This is a genomic window from Salimicrobium salexigens (genome assembly GCF_900156705.1).
GTDB lineage: Bacteria > Bacillota > Bacilli > Bacillales > Halobacillaceae > Salimicrobium > Salimicrobium album.
The window spans coordinates 163,869-184,738 of record NZ_FTOK01000005.1; the positions used below are offsets into that span (position 1 = coordinate 163,869).

Consider the following 20,870-nt stretch of genomic DNA (forward strand, 5'->3'; position numbering starts at 1 on the left):
ACATTTATCCATTAAGGAGTGGATTTCCATGTACCGTACAATTGAAGAGACGGCCCGGTATCTGGAGCTTCCGGAAGATTATGTATATTCATGCATTGTATCAGGAAAGATAAGGGCAGTCCATGACGGGGAACAGTTCCTTGTTAATGCGGATCAGTTCAATCTGTACTGGGAGCAACTGGAGCAATATCAGCAGCAGATTCAGCAGTTTCTGAGCGAACCTGTTCCTGCAGACCCTGTCATAAAGGACGAAGATTAATCGCACAAGCCTCCGCGGCTTGTGCTTTTTTTTAGATGATTGTATCCTTGGAGAGACGTCACACATTCAAAGGAGGATTCAGTATGACGAAAGTAATCGAAACAGACAAGGCTCCTAAAGCAGTAGGTCCTTACTCTCAGGCAGTGGACGCGGGAGACCTTATATTCATTTCCGGGCAGATCGGTCTTGATCCGGAAACGCAGCAGTTCGTGGCTGATAGTGTGGAAGAACAGACGAAACAGGTAATGAGAAACATAGGTGCCATTCTCGAAGAAGCCGGGAAAGAATATACGGACATCGTGAAAATGGGAATCTTCCTGGATTCCATGGATGATTTCCAGACAGTCAACGAAATTTATGCCGGATTTCTGAGTGAACCTTACCCTGCGCGGGCTGCAATAGAAGCAGCTAAGTTACCAAAAGGGGCAAAAGTGGAGATGGAAGCGATTGTGAAGAAATGAGAAGCAATCTGTACGAAAAGAAGTGAATCAGCTGATAACAGCCGATTCACTTCTTTTTTAATAATAGGGTATTAATGACGTTTGTGAAGCCATAGCACTCCGGACTTCGCAATACGTGGAATCTTCCCTGTTAGCGGCTGGTTCATCATGTTACCGAAACCATCACTTTTACCGAGGGAGCCGAGGGTACCTTTTAATTTGATCGAGCTCGGTTTTTTGGGTTGCTGGCCGCGCCATACATACTTAAGAACCTCGGCGATCCGTTCTCCCTGCTCGCCGGCGAGTTGTCCGCTCGGAGAAAGCTCCGACGAAACGCAGTCGCCTACCACATAAATGTTCGTCTTCTCGGGAATCTGATAGAAGTCATTAGCGATCAGTTTCTCCTCCCGGTCTTTTTTGAATGGGAGTTCCCGGGCAAGGTGATGTGGAAGTACGCCGGCTGTCCACACTGTAACATCATTCATGTAACAGATACCGTTGTTACAGACGCCGTCTTTTTCTACATATTCGACTTTGGCTTCATGAATGACGTTCACTTCATTTTCTCTGAACCAGTCTGCTACGTGTTTCTGGATCTTTTCATCGAACGCTTTAAGGACCGTGTTCCCGCGGTCAAGCAGGCGGATATTCAAATCGGGGCGGCTCTCCCTCGTCTCTGCGGCCACTTCGATTCCGCTGAGACCTGCTCCTACAATAGTCACGTTACCGTAGGCTTTCAGATCGTTGATTTTGTACCCGGCATGACGGGCGCTGGACATCGTCTGCACACTTTCAGTGAATTCTTCGGCTCCTTCGATTCCGTGGTAGTTGTCCTCACACCCAAGAGCTATTACCAGCTGATCGAAAGCGAGCGGCTCTTCCCGTCCGGCAAGAAAGACCCGGTCCTCTTCCGCGTCTATCCTGGTGGCCTCGTCAAAAATATAGGAAATCTTTTCATGGATAGGAAAATCAACACGAACGCTTCTGTCGGACGTTGTTCCGGCGGCTATAGCATAATATTCCGTTTTCATGGCGTGGTAAGGGTTCCGGTTTACCATCGTTATATGCACATCATCCGGAATGCCGTTTTCCAAAGCATCATAAAGAACCTTGAACCCTCCATATCCTCCGCCCAGTATTAATAGTTCAGTCATTGTATGTTCACCTCTGCTGCAATTTTACGTAACAAATTTCCAATCTCTTCTTAAAGAGTATCAAAAAAAATCAGGAAAGACTAGATAAAATTTCACAGGGTAGTTTTCTAATGGAAAAGTAGGGAAGAAGTATGAAAGAAGGAGGAGATGAACTTGGATAAACAGAGTACAATCATAGAGAATTCACTGAAAGCCATTATGGATGATAAAGAATTTCTTCCCGATTTGAAAGCGCAGACGAGGGAACAAGCTTACCAGTCACTCGTTTCTATTTTAACAACGCCGAACCATATACATAAGTCGTTCCTGAGGGTGACGATGGAAAATGGGACTGTAGAGAGGATACCTGCATTCCGTGTCCAGCACAACGATGTGCTCGGTCCTTATAAAGGAGGTATCCGCTTCCACCCGAGTGTTACGGAAGATGAAGTTTCCGATTTTTCAAAACTGATGACCCTGAAGAACGCCCTGCATGAAGTACCTTTCGGAGGAGGTAAAGGTGGATTGGAAATCAATCCCCGCGATTATACGGAGAAAGAACTGAACTTAATCTGTAAGAAATACGTGCAGTATTTTAATGACATTATGGGTCCTGACAAGGATATCCCCGCTCCCGACATGGGGTCCGGCGAGCGTGAAATGGACTGGATGATGGCCGAATATAAAACAATTCATCCGGGAGAACCGTACCGCAACAGTTTCACAGGTAAAAGTATAGCGAACGGCGGTTCACACGGCCGGAGAGAAGCGACAGGGAAAGGTGTGTACTTTTCTTTCCGTTATCTCATGTATAATTACGCGAGAGAAAACGAAAAATGGCTGACCCAGAACGAAAACGTATTTGCTGATACGGCAGTAAAATATGCGAAGAAAAAGATGACGATGGCTATTCAAGGGTTCGGTAATCTCGGCTCTGTCGCTGCCCTCGAAGCTTATAAATGTACTTACCTTCAAAACAAAATAGTTGCGGTAAGCGACCATAACGTCATGCTTTACAATGAAGAAGGTCTGGATGTTCCCTCTCTTGTAGAGTTTGCGAATGAGCACGACGGTGAACTTCCTACCGAAGACGACCAGCTTCAGGAGTACGACATCAAAGCGAATATCCACGACCGGGATGAACTTCTGGAACTTGATGTCGACGTACTGCTGCTGGCAGCTCTTGAAAATCAGCTTCATAAAGATAATATGGAAAATATCAAAGCCGAAATCATTATCGAAGGAGCGAACAAGCCGATTGCGGAAGAAGCCGATAAGTATTTAAGTGACAAAGGTGTATTAATCATTCCGGATATTTTGGCTAACGCCGGCGGTGTCATCGTTTCTTACTTCGAATGGATGCAGGGAAGAGAGACCCAGTTCATGTCGGAGGAAAGAGTGTATGAACGGTTATTCGATAAAATGAAACATACGATGGATACGATTCTGCCCCAGTTCTTCGGAGACCCTTTCCCGCTTCGTCAAAACTGCTACATTCACGCGGTAACGAAATTATCGACGATCATGTTTAAACAGGGGAAACTATATTAATGACCGGTCCGGGACCTTCGAGTTCCGGATCTTTGATATTTTCCAGCCTTTTCCTTAGAATGGTGGAAAAAGATGGGAAGGTGCACATATGAAACAAATACATAGCGACGTTATACAGTTCAGAGGGACACATTACGATTTTGGTTACGCTCAAGGTTTGGAACTGAAGGAATCTCTCACGGTAGAGAACAGAAAAAAGCAGTGGGAGGTACGCATCCCGAGATTTGATGTGGATATAGAGGAAGCGAAAGAGGTGATCGACCAGTTCGCTCCTGGAATATGGGCGGAGCTTGAAGGGCTGAAAGATGCTCTTGACTGGACGATGACACGGACGCTGATGGAATTCGGCGGCTACCGGGTCCCCTACAAAAAATCGGGCTGTTCCATCCTTACCGGGGACGGGTATATGATTCGAAACTATGATTATCTGCCGAAAACGTACGAGGGGAGATTCGCATTTTTCCAGCCTTCGGATACGGGATATGCTACCGCCGGCCCGACTCAGCGTATTACGGGGAGAATGGACGGAATGAACGAAAAAGGTCTGGTGCTCGGGTATAATTTTATGAACCGGAAGCGTCCAGGGCCTGGTTTTATCTGCTGTATAATCGGAAGAATCATTTTGGAGACCTGTGGTAATGTGGAAGAAGCGGTGGACGTATTGAAACGAATTCCGCATCGCCATTCGTTCAGCTATACAGTGTTTGACCCGTCCAATACGCCTTACGTGGTGGAAGCATCACCGAGAGGCGTGGAAGTGAGGGAGGCACGTATGTGTACGAATCACTTCGAAAAACTGCCAAAAGAAAACAGATACCACCTTGTAGATTCGAAAAGAAGGATGGAAGTGATGGAAAACGCCGGAGCTCCGGAAGCCGAAGAAGCTTTCAGACTTCTGAACGACAGATCCAGAGGAGTCTTCTCCGAACTGTATGATCAGTGGGCGGGCACCATTCATACTTCCGGGTACCTCGTCCATGACAAAAGAATATGGTTTGCTCTCGGGGGCGATCAGTCCCCGGTAGTATTGGATTTTTCCGCCTGGCTTGAGGGGGAGAACATTCCTCTTGCCCGTATAGAGGGAGAAGTCAATACCCATGTCCCTTTTGTGCACATGGAGCGGGGCGCTCACTGGAGTAAGTAAAAAGAGCATTCAATATAAAAGGAGCCGGTATCACCGAACTGTTCGGTGATACCGGCTCCTTCGTTTATAACTTTTTATTTATACCGGCTTAACCGGTGTTTCTGAGCCCTGCAGCTACACCACTGATAGTGAGCAGAACTTCTTTTAGCAGTTCATCTCCCGGGTTCTTCGTTTCCCGGAGTTCTTTGATCAGTTCCACCTGAAGGAAATTCATAGGGTCCACGTACGGGTTACGGAGGCGCACGGACTCCTGAATTGTCGGCTGATGATCGAGCAGTTCATCGTCTTCAGTAATCTGGAGAAGGACTTCTTTCGTTCTTTCATATTCGTCTACAATCGTATTGAAAATCCGTTCTCCTACCGCTTCGTCTTTCACGAGCGATTTGTACTCTCTGGCAGTCTGAATATCCGCTTTCGTGAGGGCCATCTGCAGATTGTTTATAGTGGAGCGGAAGAAAGGCCAGTTTTCATACATTTGTCGAAGCAGTTCCATATTCCCATCGGCCCGGTCCCGGTAATCAGCGAGCCCGGAGCCGGCTGCGAACCACCCCGGCAGCAGCTGACGACTTTGCGTCCAGGCGAATACCCAGGGAATGGCACGCAGGTTTTCGAATTTCGAACTGTCTTTACGCTTCATGGGACGAGACCCGATATTCAGTTCGCTCAGTTCGTTCAGCGGAGTAGCTTCATTGAAATAAGAAATGAAATCTTTGTCTCCGAAAACGAGTGACTGATATGTCTTTAAGGAAACGTCGGATATCTCTTCCATCGCCTCTTCCCAGCTGTCTTCCCGATGAAAACCCTGCTCTGACTCTTTTGAAACGTTAGCGGCCCCTTCCAAGAGCGTAGAAGCCCCCTGCTCGAGACTACGGTAAGCTATATCACGGAGCATGTACCGGGAAGAAAGGACTTCTCCCTGTTCGGTTATTTTCACGCCATCTCCAAGTGTCTCTACCGGTTGGGAAAGAAGACTCCGGTGGAGGGGCCCTCCTCCTCTGCCGAGAGAGCCACCGCGGCCGTGGAAGAACTTAAGACCGATGTTATATTCGCGGGCCATCTCATGGATCTCGACCTGAGCCTTGTACAGTCTCCAGTTGGCTGTGAGCGTGCCGCCATCTTTGCTGCCGTCGGAATAACCGAGCATAATCTCCTGGTGGTTGCCCCGTTTTTCCAGGTGTTTCGAAAATACTTCCATTTCAAACAGGGTCTTGATGATGTCAGGGCCTGCAACAAGGTCGTCTACAGTTTCGAGTAAAGGTGCGACGTCGAGGTCGCTTTCGACACTTCCGTCTGCATGAAGACGGTAAATCCCGGCTTCTTTAGCAAGTACGAGGACTTCGAGAAGATCACTGACGGACTCTGTCATACTTATCAGGTAGACTTCAATGGAGCGTTTCCCGAATTCTTTATGAGCATCACGTATCATATGGAAAACGTTCATAATTTGACGGGTCGCTTCCGAATAGTCTTCATTCAACAGAGAAAGAGGTCTCGGGTCTTTCAATACATTCTCAAGGATCCCGGTTTTATCCGCTTCACTCAGGGACGAATAATCGTCTGTGATCCCTACTTTCTGTAAAAGTTCCGAGACAGCTATTTCATGTTCGCCACTGTGATTACGGACATCGAGAGTAGCCAGATGGAAACCGAACAGACTTACCTGACGGATAAGTTTTCTCAGGCTTTTAAGCTCTCTGCTTTCAGGCTGATGGCGAAGCGCGTTTTCCTGAATCAGGGACAGGTCATTAAGCATCTCATCGGCGCTTCTGTAGCCGGTTTCTGACTGACCTATTTGACGCAGACGCTCTAGTATCACCGCGAATTTTCTGCGGTACACTTCTTTTTCCACTTTCCATACTTTGTCCTCCGGAAGCCACGTTTCTTCTCTTTCGATAGACTGCATGAGCTTCCCGGACACCTGGACGTAAGCAAGCGACTGGCTGAAACGTTTCATCAGATCGACGAGCGAGTCTTCGTATTTTTTTAAAATCAGGTTTCTGTGCTTATGCAGGGTTTCCCAGGTGACTTCCGGCGTCACGTTCGGATTCCCATCCCTGTCTCCGCCGATCCAGGAACCGAAATGAAGAAAATCAGGTACAGACCATTCTTCTTCGGGATAGTTCACCTCAAGCTGATGTTCTAGTTCCTGGTGAATATCCGGTAAGACGTCGAACAACGTATGGTCAAAGTAGTACAGGCCGTTCCTTACTTCATCCATAACGGTCGGTTTCCGCTCCCGGAGCTCTTCTGTCTGCCAAAGTGCGGTGACTTCATTCTGAAGACTGTCCATGACGCCTTCTCTTTCTCTCCGGGTGAGTCTGCTTTCATCCAGCTGTTTCAAAATGGTAGCAATCCTTTTTTGTATTTCCAGTACGGTCCGCTTCGTCGCTTCTGTAGGATGGGCCGTTATGATCAACTCCAAAGAAAGTTTGTCCAGTGTCTCCTGAATGACGTCTTTTGAATAATCATTTTCTTTTAGGTTCTGCACAGCACTCTCCAGTGAAAACGGCTGTACGGACATATCTTCTCTGAGCTGGTACTCTCTCCGCCGGCGTATACGGTGATTCTGTTCGGCTATGTTCACCAGGTGAAAGTATATGGAAAAAGCACGAATCACCTGAGAACGCATAGGCGGTTTTAATTCGGTGATTTCCGACTTTAATGTCTCATAAGTCGAAGAATCAGGGGTGCTCCGCAAGTCCTTTGTTAACTTGCGTATTCTTTCCACTTTATCAAGTAATTCCTGACCGCCCTGATGAACGAGGACTTTACCGAGCATTTCGCCTAAGACCCGTATATCATGACGCAGTGGCGTAGTATGATTGTTAGATGTTGGTTGTGTATTCACTTCTTCACCTTCCTGTATGTTCTATTGGTTTATTCAGCTGTCGGCTGTAGAGAGGGAACCGCAAAGGTTCGTATTTTAATAATATTATCAGAATATTTCATACAGTCAAATGACGGGGCGAAGATGTATACGGCCTTATACAAACGACACCTCTCTTCTAAATGCTCAACGAAGAGAGGTGGAAAGGGTTCAGCTTATTTGTTCCTGTACTTCTTTCATCTGTTCCAGGTGACGCATTTCGTGCCATCCGATGAATTCTACCCACTGCTCCAGATTCATAGCCCCGAAGGAAGGGTGGGGAAAGGAATATTGCTGAAGTGTATTTCCGGATTTGTTGTGAGTCAGAAACATTGTAGCTTCCCTTGTCTTCTCGAGAGCCTCACGTGCTTCCTGTATAGAAGAGAAGGCCCCTGATGGCCGGACTGCTTCCGGCGCTTCCACTTTATGGGAACGGTTGGTTGTACGCTCGATAGGTTTCGGTGATGCAGATTCTTTCGTGCCATTTTTTATGACGTCATTGATCTGTTCAATGATGAAGTTCTCCATCAGATATAAATGTTCCAATATTTCCAGTATAGACCACGTATTATCTGAAGGTTTCTTTCCGGCATCCTCTTCGGAAACCTGACTGATAAAGTCCTGAATAAGCTTTCTTTTGTCTTCCAGTCCGTACATAGTTCGTCATCCTTCCCGGAATTATAACCATTGTGATTATTATAATCGTAACTGTTACTTTATAGACAAAAACACAGGAGGTTAAACATAATTATCAGGGAGGAAAAAAATGAGCTTTACTGCTTTACTTTACTACCGGTTCGTTGTATTATGGAAAATAACTTAAAATTAATAACGAAACTTCTTATCCAGAGAGGCGGAGGGACTGGCCCTTTGAAGCCCGGCAACCATCCTGCTGATGTGAATCAGTGTGAACGGTGCCAATTCCTGTAGAATGGATATCCATTCTAAGAGATGAGAGGATCGAGCGGATATTATAACGTCGACCCCTCTTCCTGGATATTAAGGAGAGGGGATTTTGATTGTTAGCCCGTCTAAACTCTCGGAAGAAGTGTAGTTAGAGAGAAAGGATAAGATATATTATGGCAATCGCTACTTTCGGTGCAGGATGTTTCTGGGGTGTGGAAGCGTTCTTTGACAGATTGAGCGGAGTGACGAATACAACAGTCGGTTATACGGGAGGATTTGTGGAGAATCCGTCCTACGAACAGGTGAAAACCGGGGAAACAGGACATGCGGAGTCCATTCGTATTGAGTTCGACCCTGAAGTGCTCACTTATGAAGCTCTCGTCGAGTACTTCCTTGAAGCCCATGATCCTACTTCCGTCAATCGTCAGGGAGAAGATGTCGGACATCAGTACCGCTCCGTGATTTTTTATGCGAATGAGGAGCAGCGTCAGCAGTCCATTGCGAAAATAAAAGAATGGAACGATCGCGGAATTTTCAAGTCTCCGATTGTAACAGAAGTGGTACCGGCTTCCACTTTTTATGAAGCAGAGGAATATCATCAGCAATATGTTAAAAAATATGGAGCGGCTTGCAGCGCCGTTTAAAACTTCAGCTTTTAGCTGAAGTTTTTTTATTTTATAAAGACTTTTTTAAGAAAAAGTAGCTGCTTTGGCACAGATGAAGCATAGATAATTTAAAACACCATCCGTGTTTTTCCGCTATTATATATTTAAATTGACCAATTCGGTCAACCATGTTAATATAAAAATGACCAAACCGGTCATGTCTAACTGAAAGGAGGTTAGTACCATTAATCCAAATTTTAATAAACTAACTAGGAGCAAGAAAGAACTTATTATTAACGCGTCAATCCAGGAATTTGTTCAAAACGGATTTGATAAAGCCTCAACTAATGCAATTGTAACAAGTGCCAACATTTCCAAAGGGTCGCTGTTCAATTATTTTAATAGCAAGAAAGATCTTTATGTATATTTGATCGAATTAAGCGTTCAGGTTATTGAAGATTTTTATGAGCAAATTGACTTGAGTGAAACAGATCTATTCAAAAGACTTGAAAATATCGGTTTGCAGAAATTGCATATTCAGGAAAAGCATCCTCAAATATTTGATTTCCTGACTGCTGCGGTCCAAGAGGAATCGGTTGAGGTAAAAGAAACTATCAGGAAAAGAATCGATCCCATCTATGAGCGGGGCACAGAATTAATATATAAAGATATTGATTACTCCAAGTTCCGTGAAGGGATCGATATTGAAAAGGCGATTGAGATTCTGAATTGGACGATGTTCGGTTTCAGCGATAAAGCACTTCGACAGATTAATACCTTTGAAAACTTAGAGGAATTCAGAGAAAAATATTTTGCAGAATGGAAGAGGTATTCAGAGATTCTCAAATACAGCTTTTATAAGTAAGCATGAACTGAAAAGTTGAATTCTCTAAAAAAGGAGTGTTCGTGTTATGACAGAGATTGTAACGATCCAAGGTTTACAAAAGAAATTCGGTAAGTTTCAGGCATTACGCGACGTTTCATTCACAGTAAACGCTGGAGAAGTTGTCGGCTTTATTGGTCCGAATGGGGCTGGTAAATCTACTGCTATCCGTATTTTATTGGGAATTATGAAGCGGGATGCAGGTCAAGCACAGATATTCGGTAAGGACGTTTGGAAAGACAGTCTTGAGATACACAAACGAATTTCATATGTCCCGGGAGATGTCACCCTGTGGGGAAACTTGACAGGCGGGGAGATTATTGATTTATTTCTTAAATTGCACGGGGGCGGAAATAAAAAAAAACGCGACTATTTAATAAAACGCTTTGAATTGGATCCTAAGAAAAAAGCCAAAGGGTATTCGAAAGGGAATCGTCAAAAGGTGGGTTTAATAGCAGCATTATCTGCTGATTCGGATCTGTACATTTTCGATGAACCGACTTCAGGTCTTGACCCATTGATGGAAGCGATTTTCCAGGAAGAAGTAGAAAAAATCAAAGAAACTGGCAAATCCATTCTGTTGTCCTCACATATCTTAAGTGAGGTGGAGCGTTTAGCTGACAAAGTGGCAATCATTCGCCAAGGAGAAATCGTGGAATCCGGGAGCCTTGATGATTTACGCCATTTGACCCGTTCTGCAATAACGCTGGTAACAGAGGGGGATGTGGCTGAGATGACCAATGTAAATGGCGTTTTCGATTTCGAACAAAAAGAAGATCAGGCAACGTTCTCTGCGGATAATAAACACCTTGATGAAATTTTAATGGCAGCAAGTAAATTGGGGGTCAAGAAATTTGAATCAGTGCCACCGACTCTTGAAGATTTGTTCATGCGTCATTATGAAAGCTGATTTTCAGAAAGGAGGGTGAATCAAGATGAGAGAAAATTTTGCACAATGGGAGACCTTGTTCCTACTTAATCTGAAACGGGACTGGAAAAAGATAATTGTCTGGATTTTGGGGTTCGGCCTGTTTTCAGCAGCTTTTGTGCCAGCCTTCAAAGAAATAGCGAAAGGCAACGGCCTGCTCGGAATGTTCGAAACGCTCCAAAACCCTGCAATGATTGCAATGGTAGGTCCAACGCCGGTTGGAACAGCGGTTGATTATACACTTGGAGCCATGTACGCCCATGAAATGCTGTTGTTTTGTGGTTTGTTTTCAATGGTCATCGCTGTTCTGCATGTAGTAGGGCACACCCGAAAGGAAGAAGATCTTGGTCTGACCGAACTGGTACGCTCCTTCCAAATCGGCCGACAAGCTAATTCGTTTGCCGCGATAATGCAAATTGTTTTCATTAACCTTTTATTAACACTTTTTATTAGCGTCGTGATGATCAGCTTTGATGCTGAGACTATTTCTGTCGAGGGCGCCTTTTTGTTCGGAGCCTCGGTTGGAATTGCCGGTATTATTGGTGCCGCTATTGCTCTCGTGATGGTACAAATTATGCCTGCTTCCTCCTCTGCAACAGGTTCAACGCTCGGAATAATCGGGTTATTGTACATTATTCGTGCCGGGACAGACGTTTCGAACGTTGATCTCTCCATGCTCAATCCGTTAGGCTGGACCTACCTCACCTACCCGTTTACTGAAAATAATTGGATTGCGCTTGTTTTTGCATTGATTTTCAGTTTGATTGCAGTAGTCGTCGCTTTTTCACTTGAAAGAGGCCGCGACATGGGGGCCGGTTATCTCCCGAGCAGAGAAGGTCGGGAAAGCGCAGCTAACTCTTTATTGTCCGTCCATGGTTTATTTATTAAGCTTAACAGAGGTACTATAATTAGCTGGTTGATAGCTTTTATTGTTATGGGCGCTGCTTACGGTTCAATTTATGGTGACATGCAAACTTTTCTCGAAAGCAACGAAATTATGAAACAAATGTTTGCGCAGGCGGACGTTTCCATTGAAGAATCATTTACAAGCACGATAATGATGGTGATGATTGCTTTAGTGTCGATTCTGCCGATTGCCATTGTAAATAAACTGTTTGCCCAGGAAAACAGGGCATATTTAAGTCAGATTTTTGCTACAAAAGTGACCCGCAGCCGACTTTATTGGACCAGCATCGGTTTAGCTATTATTACAGGAGCAGCGGGAATTCTAATAGCTGCCGGCAGCCTTGGTGGTACAGCTTTATCTGCTATGGGAGGCAGATCAACAATGGAGATAGCTGATTTTCTTGGTTCAGGCTTCAATTTCCTGCCGTCCCTGCTGTTCTTTATCGGTTTAGCTTCCTTAGCTCTTGGCTGGTCACCGAAATCAGGAAAAGTCGTATATGTGTACCTTGCATACTCTTTTCTGTTGAACTATTTCGGTGGGATCGTAGATTTGCCGGAATGGTTTTCAAAAACAGCCATTCAAAGCTGGATACCTCGATTGCCATTAGAAGATTTTGATGCATCAATCTTTATTACAATAACCTTAATGAGTATCGCTCTAATAATAATTGGTCACTTTGGTTACAATCGACGGGACATGATCGAAGGAGCTTAATGTTTACCAAGAAGCAAGATGGCGAACGCTATAAAGTATATCAATGAATAGCAACAGTACTGATTATTTGAAAAGGCGCATTTTTCCACGGAAGAATGCGTTTTTTGATGTGAATTCTCAGGGAACTCTACGTGGGTGCTTACGCTTCTATAACTGTTTGGTATACTAGGAGTAACAGGGGGTGGATGTATGACGCTTAACGACTGGGTCCTCGGAGCTATGTGTTTTTTTCTGATTCTCGGGGCTCTGGACTACTATATACTGAACAGACGGCTGAAGCTCGGGGACCGGTTTTACGAGGCATTCCGGATGATGGGAACGCTTGCTCTTGCCATGATAGGGGTTATCTCGTTCGCCCCCGTGATGGCCGAGTGGATGGCTCCGGTAGTCGTGCCGCTGTACGAATGGCTGGGGGCGGACCCCGGTATGTTTCCATCGATGCTTCTGGCTATCGATACCGGGGCGTATCCCCTGGCCGAGTCCCTTGCCGAGGACGCGGAAGCGGCTGTATTTTCATGGTCGCTTCTCGGAACGATGATGGGTTCGACCGTAGTGTTTACTATACCGGTAGCGCTTTCGGTATTACATAAGCAGGATTACCGTTATTTTGCCAAAGGAGTTCTGATCGGATTTACGACTATCCCCGTGGGCTGTTTTACAGGCGGGTTTCTTGGAGGATATGCTTTTGACTGGATGTTTGTAAATCTGCTCCCTTCCATTGTTCTTGCAATTTTAATTTCCATCGGTCTCGGTTTATTTACAGCTGTCACTATACGACTGTTCGCCGCATTTGGTAAGATAGTGGAAGTCCTTATTGCTGTAGGTCTCGTTTCTATTACTATTGAAACACTTCTTGGAGTGAGCGTTATCCAAGGTCTGGCTCCTTTGTCGGAAGGGGCGGTGATTGTCGCGAAAATAACAGTCACCCTGGCCGGAGCTTTTCCTCTGGTCGCTTTTCTCGAAAGAATGCTGCAGAGGCCTTTTGAGATAATCAGACCTTGGGTGAAAGTGGATAAAGTGGCGATGACGGGGCTGTTGGCCTCTATGGCTCACAATATACCTATGCTGGTAACAATGAAGGATATGGAGCCGAGGGGGAAAGTGATCAACTCAGCTTTCGCTGTCAGTGGAGCTTTTGCACTCGGAGCTCATATCGCTTTTGTGGCAGGCATTGAAAAGGATATGGTAGTGCCGGTGCTTGCCGGTAAGTTGAGTGCCGGCTTTCTTGCAGTAGTTATCGCATGGGCAGTAACAACAAAAGAGGAGGGGAAGTCCCATGAAACGGTGGTCGGATACGATTGAGGTAGAGACACCGATTGAACACGTCTGGTCATATTTCGATCAGTCCCTGGAACAGACCAAAAAAATTATGCCGAATATCGAAGAACACCGGCTCATCCATTCTTCCGGAGAGACGGTCGGGAATGTGTACAGACAATCGTACGGCGTAGGAGAGACAAAGGAAGAATACGAGGTTACCGTAACTGAATTCAAAGATGAAGAAAATGAAAAAAGACTCACTTATTCTTATACACTGGCCGGGGTTTATGATATACAGGCCACTTATTTACTTGAAAAAGCGGGAGAGAAGAAGACGACGTTCACCTATCTATCTTCAAATAGGCCAAGGAAATGGTATTTACGGATACTGATTCTTTTCTCCAACGATCAGGCCGTCGCTAACTTTGTCCGTCGCGTGAAAAGAGTGGCCGAGGAAGAATATAACGAATAGTACGGGTGTATACAAAAGTTGCCGCTCTCCCTTAGTGCTTTATGAGGGGGAGCGGCAACTTGTTTTCCTTACCTTCTTCCGAGAAGGTTAAAGTATGAAGATCCAGATCAGTGCTAACGTAATAACAAAGGTGATAACGTAGATGATGCTGAGACGACGGAAACTGGAAGTATCACGGGAGTCGGATTTCAGGCTGGCCAATTCTTCATCACTGTCGGCCGAATGTTCCTGCTTGTTCAGGTTTTTTCCGATATAGATAGTGGCTCCAAGGGCAACGGCTGTCATAATGATAGCTGCGGTATAATACAGTGGATACATAATATCTCCCCTTTCAGAAATAGGGTATATGCCAAACATACTATTATTATATAAAGAACGCAATTTCTTTTACATTTTTTCCACGGTTTTCATCCCGAGCAGATGGAGTCCTTTTTTCAGCACCGTAATTACCGCCTGTACAAGAGTGAGACGCTGATTCATCTGGTCCGTCTGTAAAATTTTCGTGTGGGCGTAGTACTGGTTGAAATGTTTTGACAGTTTTAAAAGATAGCGGGCAATGACGGAAGGGTCTTTCTGTATAAAAGCTCTTTTCGTTTCATCGGGGAAGAGATGCAGTTGTTTTACAAGTTCCCAGGCGCTCCCGTCTTTCAGGTCGGTCCTGAAGTCGAAATCGGCTTTTTCGGTAAGTGAAACGGCACGGGCATAAGTGTATTGCAGGTACGGTCCCGTATTTCCTTCGAAAGTGAGCATATCATCCAGTGAAAATTCAACGTCGTTTTGTCTCTGATGTTTCAAGTCGTGGAAAATCACCGCTCCTGTCCCTATGTCGGCATTGCCTCCGGCCCGTTCCCGGGCTTCTTCGAGTACGTCTTCAAGCAGAATAGTTCTCCCTTTCCTCGTCGACATCTTTTTTCCGTCCTGAAGCATCATGCCGAAAGAGATGTGCTTCATGGAGGGTGCCCAGGGGAATCCGGCTTTTTCCAGCACCTTCTGAATTTGTTCAAAGTGGAGCGTCTGTTCATTTCCGACCACGTACAAACTTTCAGTGAAACGATAGGTCCGATATCGATCGATCGCAGCCGTCAGATCTCTCGTAGCATAGGTTGTCGTGTCGTTACTTTTAACGATCAGACATGGGGGGAGATCATATTCATCCAGGCGCACTACGAGGGCCCCTTCGGATTGTTCGAGCAGTCCTTTTTCGTCAAGCATCGCTATCGTTTCTCCCATTTTATCACTATAATAAGCTTCTCCCCGTGTCAGATCGAAAGTTATATCAAGCTGTTCATAAATTCTGTCGAACTCTTTAAGAGATAACTCACGGAAATGACTCCAGAGAGCTGCGGCTTCCTCCTCTCCTTCTTCAAGACGCTTGAACCAGTCACGCCCTCCTTCTGTAAGTGACGGATTTTGTTTTGCCTCCTCGTGAAATCTGACGTAAATGTTTGAAAGTTCTTTCAGAGGATTTTCCTCTAATTTATCTTTCTCCCCCCATCGTTCGTAGGCTGCCAGCAGGTGACCGAACTGAGTGCCGTAATCGCCTACATAATTGATTTTCACTGGAGTATAACCGCAATATTCGGCGAGCAGGCTCAGAGAATTGCCGATGATTGTAGAACGAAGATGTCCCATGGAGAAGGGTTTTGCTATATTTGGGGCCGATAAATCCAGTACTACACGTTCTCCTTCCCCGAAACGGTGACGGCCGTAGTCATTGTGGGCAGCACGGCGGAGGATGTGGTCGGTCATAAAAGACTGGTCGAGAAAAATATTAACGTAGCCGTTAAGGGCTTCCGTGCCCGCAAAAATAGGGTGATCCAGCTGAGCGCTCACATCCTCTGCTATGTTTTGAGGATTTTTTCTGAAGTGCCGGGCCAGGAAAAAGCACGGGAAGGCGATATCCCCATGGCCGTTGTGTTTCGGCTGCTCAAGTTTCTGTTTCAGGTCTTCCGGAGTGAACTCCTCCCCGAGGATGTGAGCGAGCTGTAACGCGATGATTTCTTTTTCCATGTTTTCATCTCCTTTTCGGATCGAACCAGGTTTTTGTGTACTGTATAAAAGTTATTTGACATAAAAAAGCCCCCACGTCGTAAAGAGACGTGGGGGCGCCGCGCGGTACCACTCTTTTAGCCTTAAGGCCACTTGATCGGATAACGGGGTCCATCCCGGCGGCAGAGCTACTTATGTTCACTCCCGCACCTCAGAAGTCCGGTTCCTCCATCGTTTTTTGCCGGGCTCCCACCATCCCCGGTTCGCTGTTGAAAAAACAGATTAGATTACTCTCTTCGTCAAAGGTGATATGTTATTATTAGAAAATATAGCATAGTAAGAAAAGTAAATCAATAACCGGATTAAAAATGAAAGTGCAGGGAAAAAACAAAGTAGAGGTGAAGATTTCTATGGAAAAATTACAGACGATTACAGAAGCCAGACAAATAATTTCCAAAGAGAAACTGTCGCTGGTGTATATTTCCCAGCCGACCTGTTCTGTCTGCCATAGCCTGAAACCGCAGGTGGAAGAGTTGCTTGAGAGCTATCCGGAAGTAAAAGCGATTCACCTGGATGCGACTGAAATTCCGGAGGTATCCGGAGAATTTCAAGTGTTTACGGTACCTGTGGTACTTGTCTATTCAGAAGGAAGGGAACTTATAAGAGAAGCACGTTTCGTACCGGTAGGAGAACTGGATTATCAGCTGAATAAATTGCAGGATGCCATGAATGCATAAGAAGAGCCGCTCTCTAAAAGAACGGCTCTTCTTTATCATTGTTACACTTTTCTCGGAATCCATCCCGGAACACTCATGATGTTTGTCCACATCGGTTCGGGAATCACCAGCTCTTCCTGCGCATCCATATCCATTTCCGTAACTATGTGGTCTTCCTGTCCTTTTTCCACTTTCACAGCCCAGTCCGGGTCGATAAGGAGCTCTCTTCCTAAAGCCAGCAGTGGTACAGTTTCGAGTGCTTTTTCCGCATCTTCTTTTGTTCTTATTTCTCCGACACCGACAAGAGGAAGGTCGTCCCCGATCTGGTCTCTGATCTGCCGAATGACGGAGCTTCCATCATCTTCTTTCCGGATGGAAGACTGGTGGAAATCCCTCAGGGAAATATGAAGATAGTCCAGTCCTCTTTCGGTTAATTCGCTGACCAGTTTCATTGTGTCTTCAAGTGCAATACCGGGAGTATGCGGTTCTTCCGAGGAAAACCGGTATCCGGTGATGAAAGGGGTTCGGGCGTATTCCCGTACGGCCTGCTTCACCGCTTCCGTAACTTCTAACGGAAATGTCATACGCTGCCACACATCTCCGCCCCATTTATCGGTCCGGCGGTTGGAATGAGGGGAGAAGAACTGCTGAAGCAGATATGTATTCGCTCCGTGAAGTTCGACTCCGTCAAACCCGGCTTCAATTGCCCGTCTCGTAGCCTGTTTGAAGTCCTCGACTGTTTGTGAAACTTCTTCTTCAGACATCTCTCTCGGAGTTGCGGCCCCTTCACGTTCGGAGGGGACAGCACTGGCCGAGACCGGTGTTTCGTCCGGCAGGAGATGGGGCGGGCTCATTCGTCCTCCGTGATAGATTTGCAGGATGGCTTTTGCTCCTTCTTGATGGATGACTTCTGCCAGTCGTTTCAGGCCCGGAATGAGTTCGTCACGGTCTACCCCTATTTCTCCGTCGAAGCCTTTACCCTGCGTATTTACGTTTGCGCAGGCCGTAATGACGGTTCCGGTTCCACGTGATCTTCTTTTATAATAAGTCAATTCTTTTTCGGAGACCCGGCCATCTTCTTCCGAGAGAAAATTTGTCATGGGGGCCAGGATTAGCCGGTTTTTCAACGTTACGCCCGAAGGCAGTGTATATGAATCGAACATTTATGTTTCCTCCTTTGCTTTTATGAGTTTAACATTCGGAGAAAGGCAAGGTCTTTTAAATTGCTTTTATCATCCGTCATTAAACAGATATTTATTTCTGCTGAAGATCGTACGTGTTATTATTCCTGTACACTTCCGGAGAATGTCGGATGAAACCATGTATATTTGAAGGGAGCAGTGGCAATATGGAACCATTTATACGCAGCGATCAATACCACTTCCTGAAACAGCAGATCCGCCACATTGTTCAGACGAATGCACTTGTTAATGACAGGGAAATGGTCCGGACGGTGCAGGGGCTCGCGATGGACAAGATGAAGGATGTTTTTTACGGTCTCACCGACCTGCAGAAAAGGCTGCTCGACGGGATGACTGAACTGAAAGACCGGACAGATGTGGAAATGTTCGAAGCACGTATCCTCCCACTGGTCCATCCCTTTGAAATGCCGGAGGAAGAGGAGGTCAGAAGTCTGTTTCCGCACCTTTCCCGGGTGAAAATGCCCGTGCTCGGTTCCGGCGTAGACCGGCGTGATCTGACTTACGTAAGCTGGTTTGACCCGGGGCTCGACAGAAAATTCATTGTAACGTACAGAGAGGGCGTCCTTACGGGTATGGAAGGGTCTTTCACTTACAGTGGACGGAAAAACATGTGTGTCATCTGTCGCGAACATGAGTATGTCGGGCTTTTTGTCACAGACGCTACGGCATACAAAAGAAAAGGGAATTACGTCTGCAAAGACAGCATTACGTGTAACCGGAATATAACAGACCAAAAACATCTCCATAAATTTATGGACGACATAAAAAGATAGGATTCCCTGTCTTATTATGTCGTCTTTTCGTGAAATTTTTCTTTCTTGAATTTTCCGAATTTTTTATTTATACTTTACATACCAACTGGTTAGTATGCGGGGAGGAGAAATGATGGACTTTTCATACAATGAAAAAACAAAAGAATACCGGAAAGCCGTACGCTCATTTATGCAGGAATATATTTACCCGAACGAAAAAGTGTTTGCCGAACAGTTGAATGTCCAGACCGACCGATGGAGCGAGATTCCTCCGATCATCGAAGAACTGAAGAAGAAAGCCCGATCGCTCGGACTGTGGAACCTTTTTCTCCCGGATGAAGAGATCGGGGGAGGGCTCACCAATCTGGAATATGCTCCTTTATGCGAAGAGATGGGGAAATCGATGCTGGCTCCGGAAATCTTCAATTGTAATGCACCGGACACAGGAAATATGGAATTGTTGTCTATGTATGGTTCCCGGGAACAAAAAAAGAAATGGCTGGAGCCTCTTCTTTCCGGAGAGACCCGTTCCTGTTTTGCGATGACCGAGCCGGATGTCGCTTCTTCGGATGCGACGAATATCTCTTCCAGCATCGAGAAGAAGGATGACTCCTATATTATAAACGGCACGAAATGGTGGTCGACCGGAGCGATGGATCCGAGGTGTTCTTTCGCTATATTTATGGGCAAGACAGATACAGAAGCTCCCAGACACAAACAGCAGTCGATGATTATTGTGCCTATGGATGCAGAAGGAGTGTCAGTGAAGCGTCCGTTGAATGTGTTCGGCTATGATCATGCGCCGCACGGGCACGCGGAAATCGAGTTTACGAATGTGGAGGTGCCGAAAGAAAACCTGATTCTCGGTGAAGGACGCGGTTTTGAGATAGCCCAGGGAAGGCTCGGCCCGGGGAGGATCCACCATTGTATGAGACTGATCGGAGCTGCAGAAAGGGCGCTTGAAGATTTGTGCAGACGCGTACGTCACCGTGAAGCATTTCACCGCCCGCTGGCTGAACAGGGAGTAATCCGCGAATGGATCGCTGACTCCAGAACGGAACTTGAACAGGCAAGGTTACTGACTCTTCAGGCAGCCTGGCAGATGGACAAAATGGGAAATAAAGAAGCGAAAGCTGCGATAGCTATGATCAAAGTCACGGCCCCTTCGATGGCGCTCAACGTTATTGACCGTGCGATCCAGGCTCACGGAGGCGCAGGGGTCAGCGACGATTTCACGCTGGCCATGAATTATGCGAATGCCCGGACGCTCAGGCTGGCAGACGGACCGGATGAAGTTCACAAAAGACAGATTGCAAAACTGGAACTCTCTAAATACGAGGAGGATGGATATGCACGTACTTGATTATTTTAAGTTGGAAGGGAAGACCGCTGTCATCACAGGAGGAGGAAGAGGTCTCGGAGCACAGCTGGCCGAAGGTATGGCTGAAGCGGGAGCTGATGTTGTGTTATGTTCGAGAAAACTCGAAAATTGCGAGGAGAAAGCATCCGAACTGAAAGAAAATTATGGAGTAAGGACGCTGGCACTCGAATGTGACGTAACCGACGAAGACAGTGTGAGAGACGTTATTCAAAAAGTGAAGGACGAATTCGGAACGCTTGATGTGTTAATCAACAATAGCGGGGCTACGTGGGGAGCACCCGTGCTTGATATGCCCACGGAGGCTTTTCAAAAGGTGATGAATGTTAACGTTACCGGTACGTTTCTGATGAGCAGGGAAGCTGCAAAAGTTATGAGACAGCAGCAGTCGGGTAAAATTATAAATCTGTCCTCAGTGGCAGGATTCGGGGGGGCCGATCCGAGATTTATGGACACCATCGGGTATAATACGAGCAAGGGTGCAGTGAATACGTTCACAAAAGATCTGGCTGTGAAACTTGCGGGAGACAACATCCAGGTAAATGCAATCGCTCCCGGGTTTTTCCCTACGAAAATGTCCGAGGGCCTTCTTTCGATGAATGGGGAATACATTCTGGATCAGACGCCGATGAAGCGTTTCGGAAAAGAAGGGGAATTAAAAGGCGCAGCGCTTTTTCTGGCATCCGGTGCCTCCGACTACGTGACGGGAGATATTCTCACAGTCGACGGGGGGATGCACGCAACTTGTTAAAAAGGAGGAAGCAG

20 protein-coding genes, 1 pseudogene, 1 riboswitch and 1 other annotated feature are annotated in these 20,870 nt (G+C 46.1%); of the genes and pseudogenes, 15 read left to right on the plus strand and 6 right to left on the minus strand.

Going from position 1 to position 20,870, the window contains the following annotated elements:
• The first annotated feature begins 28 nt into the window (after window positions 1–28).
• Window positions 29–259 carry an excisionase family DNA-binding protein gene (locus BW931_RS07750; protein ID WP_008588341.1) on the plus strand — a complete coding sequence of 77 codons (231 nt, stop codon included), beginning with the start codon at window positions 29–31 and terminating at the stop codon, window positions 257–259.
• Window positions 260–342: 83 nt separating this feature from the next.
• A complete protein-coding gene (locus BW931_RS07755; protein WP_008588344.1) occupies window positions 343–720 on the plus strand; it encodes a RidA family protein in 378 nt (125 codons plus the stop codon).
• 71 nt (window positions 721–791) lie between these two features.
• On the opposite strand, the gene BW931_RS07760 is transcribed toward BW931_RS07755, so the two are convergent.
• Complete coding sequence (locus BW931_RS07760) at window positions 792–1,853, minus strand: NAD(P)/FAD-dependent oxidoreductase (protein ID WP_008588345.1); 1,062 nt, start codon at window positions 1,851–1,853, stop codon at window positions 792–794.
• A 153-nt stretch (window positions 1,854–2,006) separates the two neighbouring features.
• Between BW931_RS07760 and BW931_RS07765 the strand changes: the two genes are divergently transcribed.
• Window positions 2,007–3,383: a Glu/Leu/Phe/Val family dehydrogenase gene (locus BW931_RS07765; RefSeq protein ID WP_076571335.1), complete on the plus strand. Its 1,377-nt coding sequence runs from the start codon at window positions 2,007–2,009 to the stop codon at window positions 3,381–3,383.
• Between the two features lie 88 nt (window positions 3,384–3,471).
• Complete coding sequence (locus BW931_RS07770) at window positions 3,472–4,527, plus strand: C45 family autoproteolytic acyltransferase/hydrolase (RefSeq protein ID WP_076571337.1); 1,056 nt, start codon at window positions 3,472–3,474, stop codon at window positions 4,525–4,527.
• A gap of 88 nt (window positions 4,528–4,615) precedes the next feature.
• Here the strand turns inward: BW931_RS07770 and ppc are convergent, their stop codons facing one another.
• Window positions 4,616–7,375, minus strand: coding sequence for a phosphoenolpyruvate carboxylase (gene ppc, locus BW931_RS07775; RefSeq protein ID WP_040609125.1), 2,760 nt, complete (start codon window positions 7,373–7,375; stop codon window positions 4,616–4,618).
• A 189-nt stretch (window positions 7,376–7,564) separates the two neighbouring features.
• Entirely contained in the window at window positions 7,565–8,050 is a 486-nt protein-coding gene (locus tag BW931_RS07780) for a DinB family protein (protein WP_076571338.1), read from the minus strand.
• Window positions 8,051–8,231: 181 nt separating this feature from the next.
• Window positions 8,232–8,351: riboswitch (SAM riboswitch) on the plus strand.
• Between the two features lie 121 nt (window positions 8,352–8,472).
• Between BW931_RS07780 and msrA the strand changes: the two genes are divergently transcribed.
• The 7 genes and pseudogenes from msrA (at window position 8,473) to BW931_RS07810 (ending at window position 14,068) form a co-directional block, all read left to right on the plus strand.
• A complete protein-coding gene (gene msrA / locus BW931_RS07785) occupies window positions 8,473–8,943 on the plus strand; it encodes a peptide-methionine (S)-S-oxide reductase MsrA (RefSeq protein WP_076571340.1) in 471 nt (156 codons plus the stop codon).
• A gap of 253 nt (window positions 8,944–9,196) precedes the next feature.
• Window positions 9,197–9,316, plus strand: a pseudogene (locus tag BW931_RS13770) (TetR/AcrR family transcriptional regulator); the annotation flags it as partial.
• A 15-nt stretch (window positions 9,317–9,331) separates the two neighbouring features.
• Entirely contained in the window at window positions 9,332–9,769 is a 438-nt protein-coding gene (locus BW931_RS07790) for a TetR/AcrR family transcriptional regulator (RefSeq protein WP_234972605.1), read from the plus strand.
• A gap of 46 nt (window positions 9,770–9,815) precedes the next feature.
• The gene (locus BW931_RS07795) at window positions 9,816–10,697 is read left to right on the plus strand and encodes an ABC transporter ATP-binding protein (RefSeq protein ID WP_076571343.1); all 882 of its coding nucleotides are present in this window, start codon (window positions 9,816–9,818) and stop codon (window positions 10,695–10,697) included.
• A gap of 25 nt (window positions 10,698–10,722) precedes the next feature.
• A complete protein-coding gene (locus BW931_RS07800; RefSeq protein WP_076571345.1) occupies window positions 10,723–12,336 on the plus strand; it encodes an ABC transporter permease in 1,614 nt (537 codons plus the stop codon).
• 189 nt (window positions 12,337–12,525) lie between these two features.
• On the plus strand, window positions 12,526–13,638 hold the full coding sequence (locus tag BW931_RS07805; protein WP_076571347.1) for an ethanolamine utilization protein EutH: 1,113 nt from the start codon (window positions 12,526–12,528) through the stop codon (window positions 13,636–13,638).
• Window positions 13,613–14,068, plus strand: coding sequence for an SRPBCC family protein (locus BW931_RS07810; protein ID WP_076571349.1), 456 nt, complete (start codon window positions 13,613–13,615; stop codon window positions 14,066–14,068). The genes BW931_RS07805 and BW931_RS07810 overlap by 26 nt, the downstream gene beginning before the upstream one ends.
• Window positions 14,069–14,155: 87 nt before the next feature.
• Here the strand turns inward: BW931_RS07810 and BW931_RS07815 are convergent, their stop codons facing one another.
• Window positions 14,156–14,386: a hypothetical protein gene (locus BW931_RS07815; RefSeq protein WP_008588364.1), complete on the minus strand. Its 231-nt coding sequence runs from the start codon at window positions 14,384–14,386 to the stop codon at window positions 14,156–14,158.
• Window positions 14,387–14,455: 69 nt separating this feature from the next.
• Window positions 14,456–16,078, minus strand: coding sequence for an arginine--tRNA ligase (argS, locus tag BW931_RS07820; RefSeq protein WP_076571351.1), 1,623 nt, complete (start codon window positions 16,076–16,078; stop codon window positions 14,456–14,458).
• An 80-nt stretch (window positions 16,079–16,158) separates the two neighbouring features.
• Window positions 16,159–16,369: a binding site (T-box leader), on the minus strand.
• 98 nt (window positions 16,370–16,467) lie between these two features.
• Between argS and BW931_RS07825 the strand changes: the two genes are divergently transcribed.
• The gene (locus tag BW931_RS07825; protein ID WP_076571446.1) at window positions 16,468–16,794 is read left to right on the plus strand and encodes a thioredoxin family protein; all 327 of its coding nucleotides are present in this window, start codon (window positions 16,468–16,470) and stop codon (window positions 16,792–16,794) included.
• Between the two features lie 41 nt (window positions 16,795–16,835).
• On the opposite strand, the gene BW931_RS07830 is transcribed toward BW931_RS07825, so the two are convergent.
• Window positions 16,836–17,936, minus strand: a complete 1,101-nt coding sequence (locus BW931_RS07830; RefSeq protein WP_076571353.1) for an NADH-dependent flavin oxidoreductase — start codon at window positions 17,934–17,936, stop codon at window positions 16,836–16,838.
• 185 nt (window positions 17,937–18,121) lie between these two features.
• On the opposite strand from BW931_RS07830, the gene BW931_RS07835 reads away from it, so the two are divergent.
• The 3 genes from BW931_RS07835 to BW931_RS07845 all read left to right on the plus strand — a co-directional run bounded on the left by BW931_RS07835 (window position 18,122) and on the right by BW931_RS07845 (window position 20,856).
• The gene (locus BW931_RS07835) at window positions 18,122–18,748 is read left to right on the plus strand and encodes a FusB/FusC family EF-G-binding protein (protein WP_076571355.1); all 627 of its coding nucleotides are present in this window, start codon (window positions 18,122–18,124) and stop codon (window positions 18,746–18,748) included.
• Window positions 18,749–18,860: 112 nt separating this feature from the next.
• Entirely contained in the window at window positions 18,861–20,090 is a 1,230-nt protein-coding gene (locus BW931_RS07840; RefSeq protein WP_076571356.1) for an acyl-CoA dehydrogenase family protein, read from the plus strand.
• Window positions 20,077–20,856 (plus strand): SDR family oxidoreductase, encoded by a 780-nt coding sequence (locus tag BW931_RS07845; RefSeq protein WP_076571358.1) that lies wholly within the window; start codon window positions 20,077–20,079, stop codon window positions 20,854–20,856. Before BW931_RS07840 ends, BW931_RS07845 begins: the two co-directional genes overlap by 14 nt.
• Window positions 20,857–20,870 lie beyond the last annotated feature (14 nt).

What these genes read in the sequence shown, in the direction of transcription:
- BW931_RS07755 (WP_008588344.1), top strand. Translation starts at nt 343, where the DNA reads ATGACGAAAGTAATCGAAACAGACAAGGCTCCTAAAGCAGTAGGTCCT.
- BW931_RS07770 (WP_076571337.1), top strand. Translation starts at nt 3,472, where the DNA reads ATGAAACAAATACATAGCGACGTTATACAGTTCAGAGGGACACATTAC.
- BW931_RS07810 (WP_076571349.1), top strand. Translation starts at nt 13,613, where the DNA reads ATGAAACGGTGGTCGGATACGATTGAGGTAGAGACACCGATTGAACAC.
- BW931_RS07845 (WP_076571358.1), top strand. Translation starts at nt 20,077, where the DNA reads ATGCACGTACTTGATTATTTTAAGTTGGAAGGGAAGACCGCTGTCATC.
- BW931_RS07780 (WP_076571338.1), bottom strand. Translation starts at nt 8,050, where the DNA reads ATGTACGGACTGGAAGACAAAAGAAAGCTTATTCAGGACTTTATCAGT.
- BW931_RS07760 (WP_008588345.1), bottom strand. Translation starts at nt 1,853, where the DNA reads ATGACTGAACTATTAATACTGGGCGGAGGATATGGAGGGTTCAAGGTT.
- BW931_RS07795 (WP_076571343.1), top strand. Translation starts at nt 9,816, where the DNA reads ATGACAGAGATTGTAACGATCCAAGGTTTACAAAAGAAATTCGGTAAG.
- BW931_RS07835 (WP_076571355.1), top strand. Translation starts at nt 18,122, where the DNA reads ATGGAACCATTTATACGCAGCGATCAATACCACTTCCTGAAACAGCAG.
- msrA (WP_076571340.1), top strand. Translation starts at nt 8,473, where the DNA reads ATGGCAATCGCTACTTTCGGTGCAGGATGTTTCTGGGGTGTGGAAGCG.
- BW931_RS07750 (WP_008588341.1), top strand. Translation starts at nt 29, where the DNA reads ATGTACCGTACAATTGAAGAGACGGCCCGGTATCTGGAGCTTCCGGAA.
- BW931_RS07830 (WP_076571353.1), bottom strand. Translation starts at nt 17,936, where the DNA reads ATGTTCGATTCATATACACTGCCTTCGGGCGTAACGTTGAAAAACCGG.
- BW931_RS07805 (WP_076571347.1), top strand. Translation starts at nt 12,526, where the DNA reads ATGACGCTTAACGACTGGGTCCTCGGAGCTATGTGTTTTTTTCTGATT.
- BW931_RS07840 (WP_076571356.1), top strand. Translation starts at nt 18,861, where the DNA reads ATGGACTTTTCATACAATGAAAAAACAAAAGAATACCGGAAAGCCGTA.
- argS (WP_076571351.1), bottom strand. Translation starts at nt 16,078, where the DNA reads ATGGAAAAAGAAATCATCGCGTTACAGCTCGCTCACATCCTCGGGGAG.
- BW931_RS07825 (WP_076571446.1), top strand. Translation starts at nt 16,468, where the DNA reads ATGGAAAAATTACAGACGATTACAGAAGCCAGACAAATAATTTCCAAA.
- BW931_RS07800 (WP_076571345.1), top strand. Translation starts at nt 10,723, where the DNA reads ATGAGAGAAAATTTTGCACAATGGGAGACCTTGTTCCTACTTAATCTG.
- BW931_RS07815 (WP_008588364.1), bottom strand. Translation starts at nt 14,386, where the DNA reads ATGTATCCACTGTATTATACCGCAGCTATCATTATGACAGCCGTTGCC.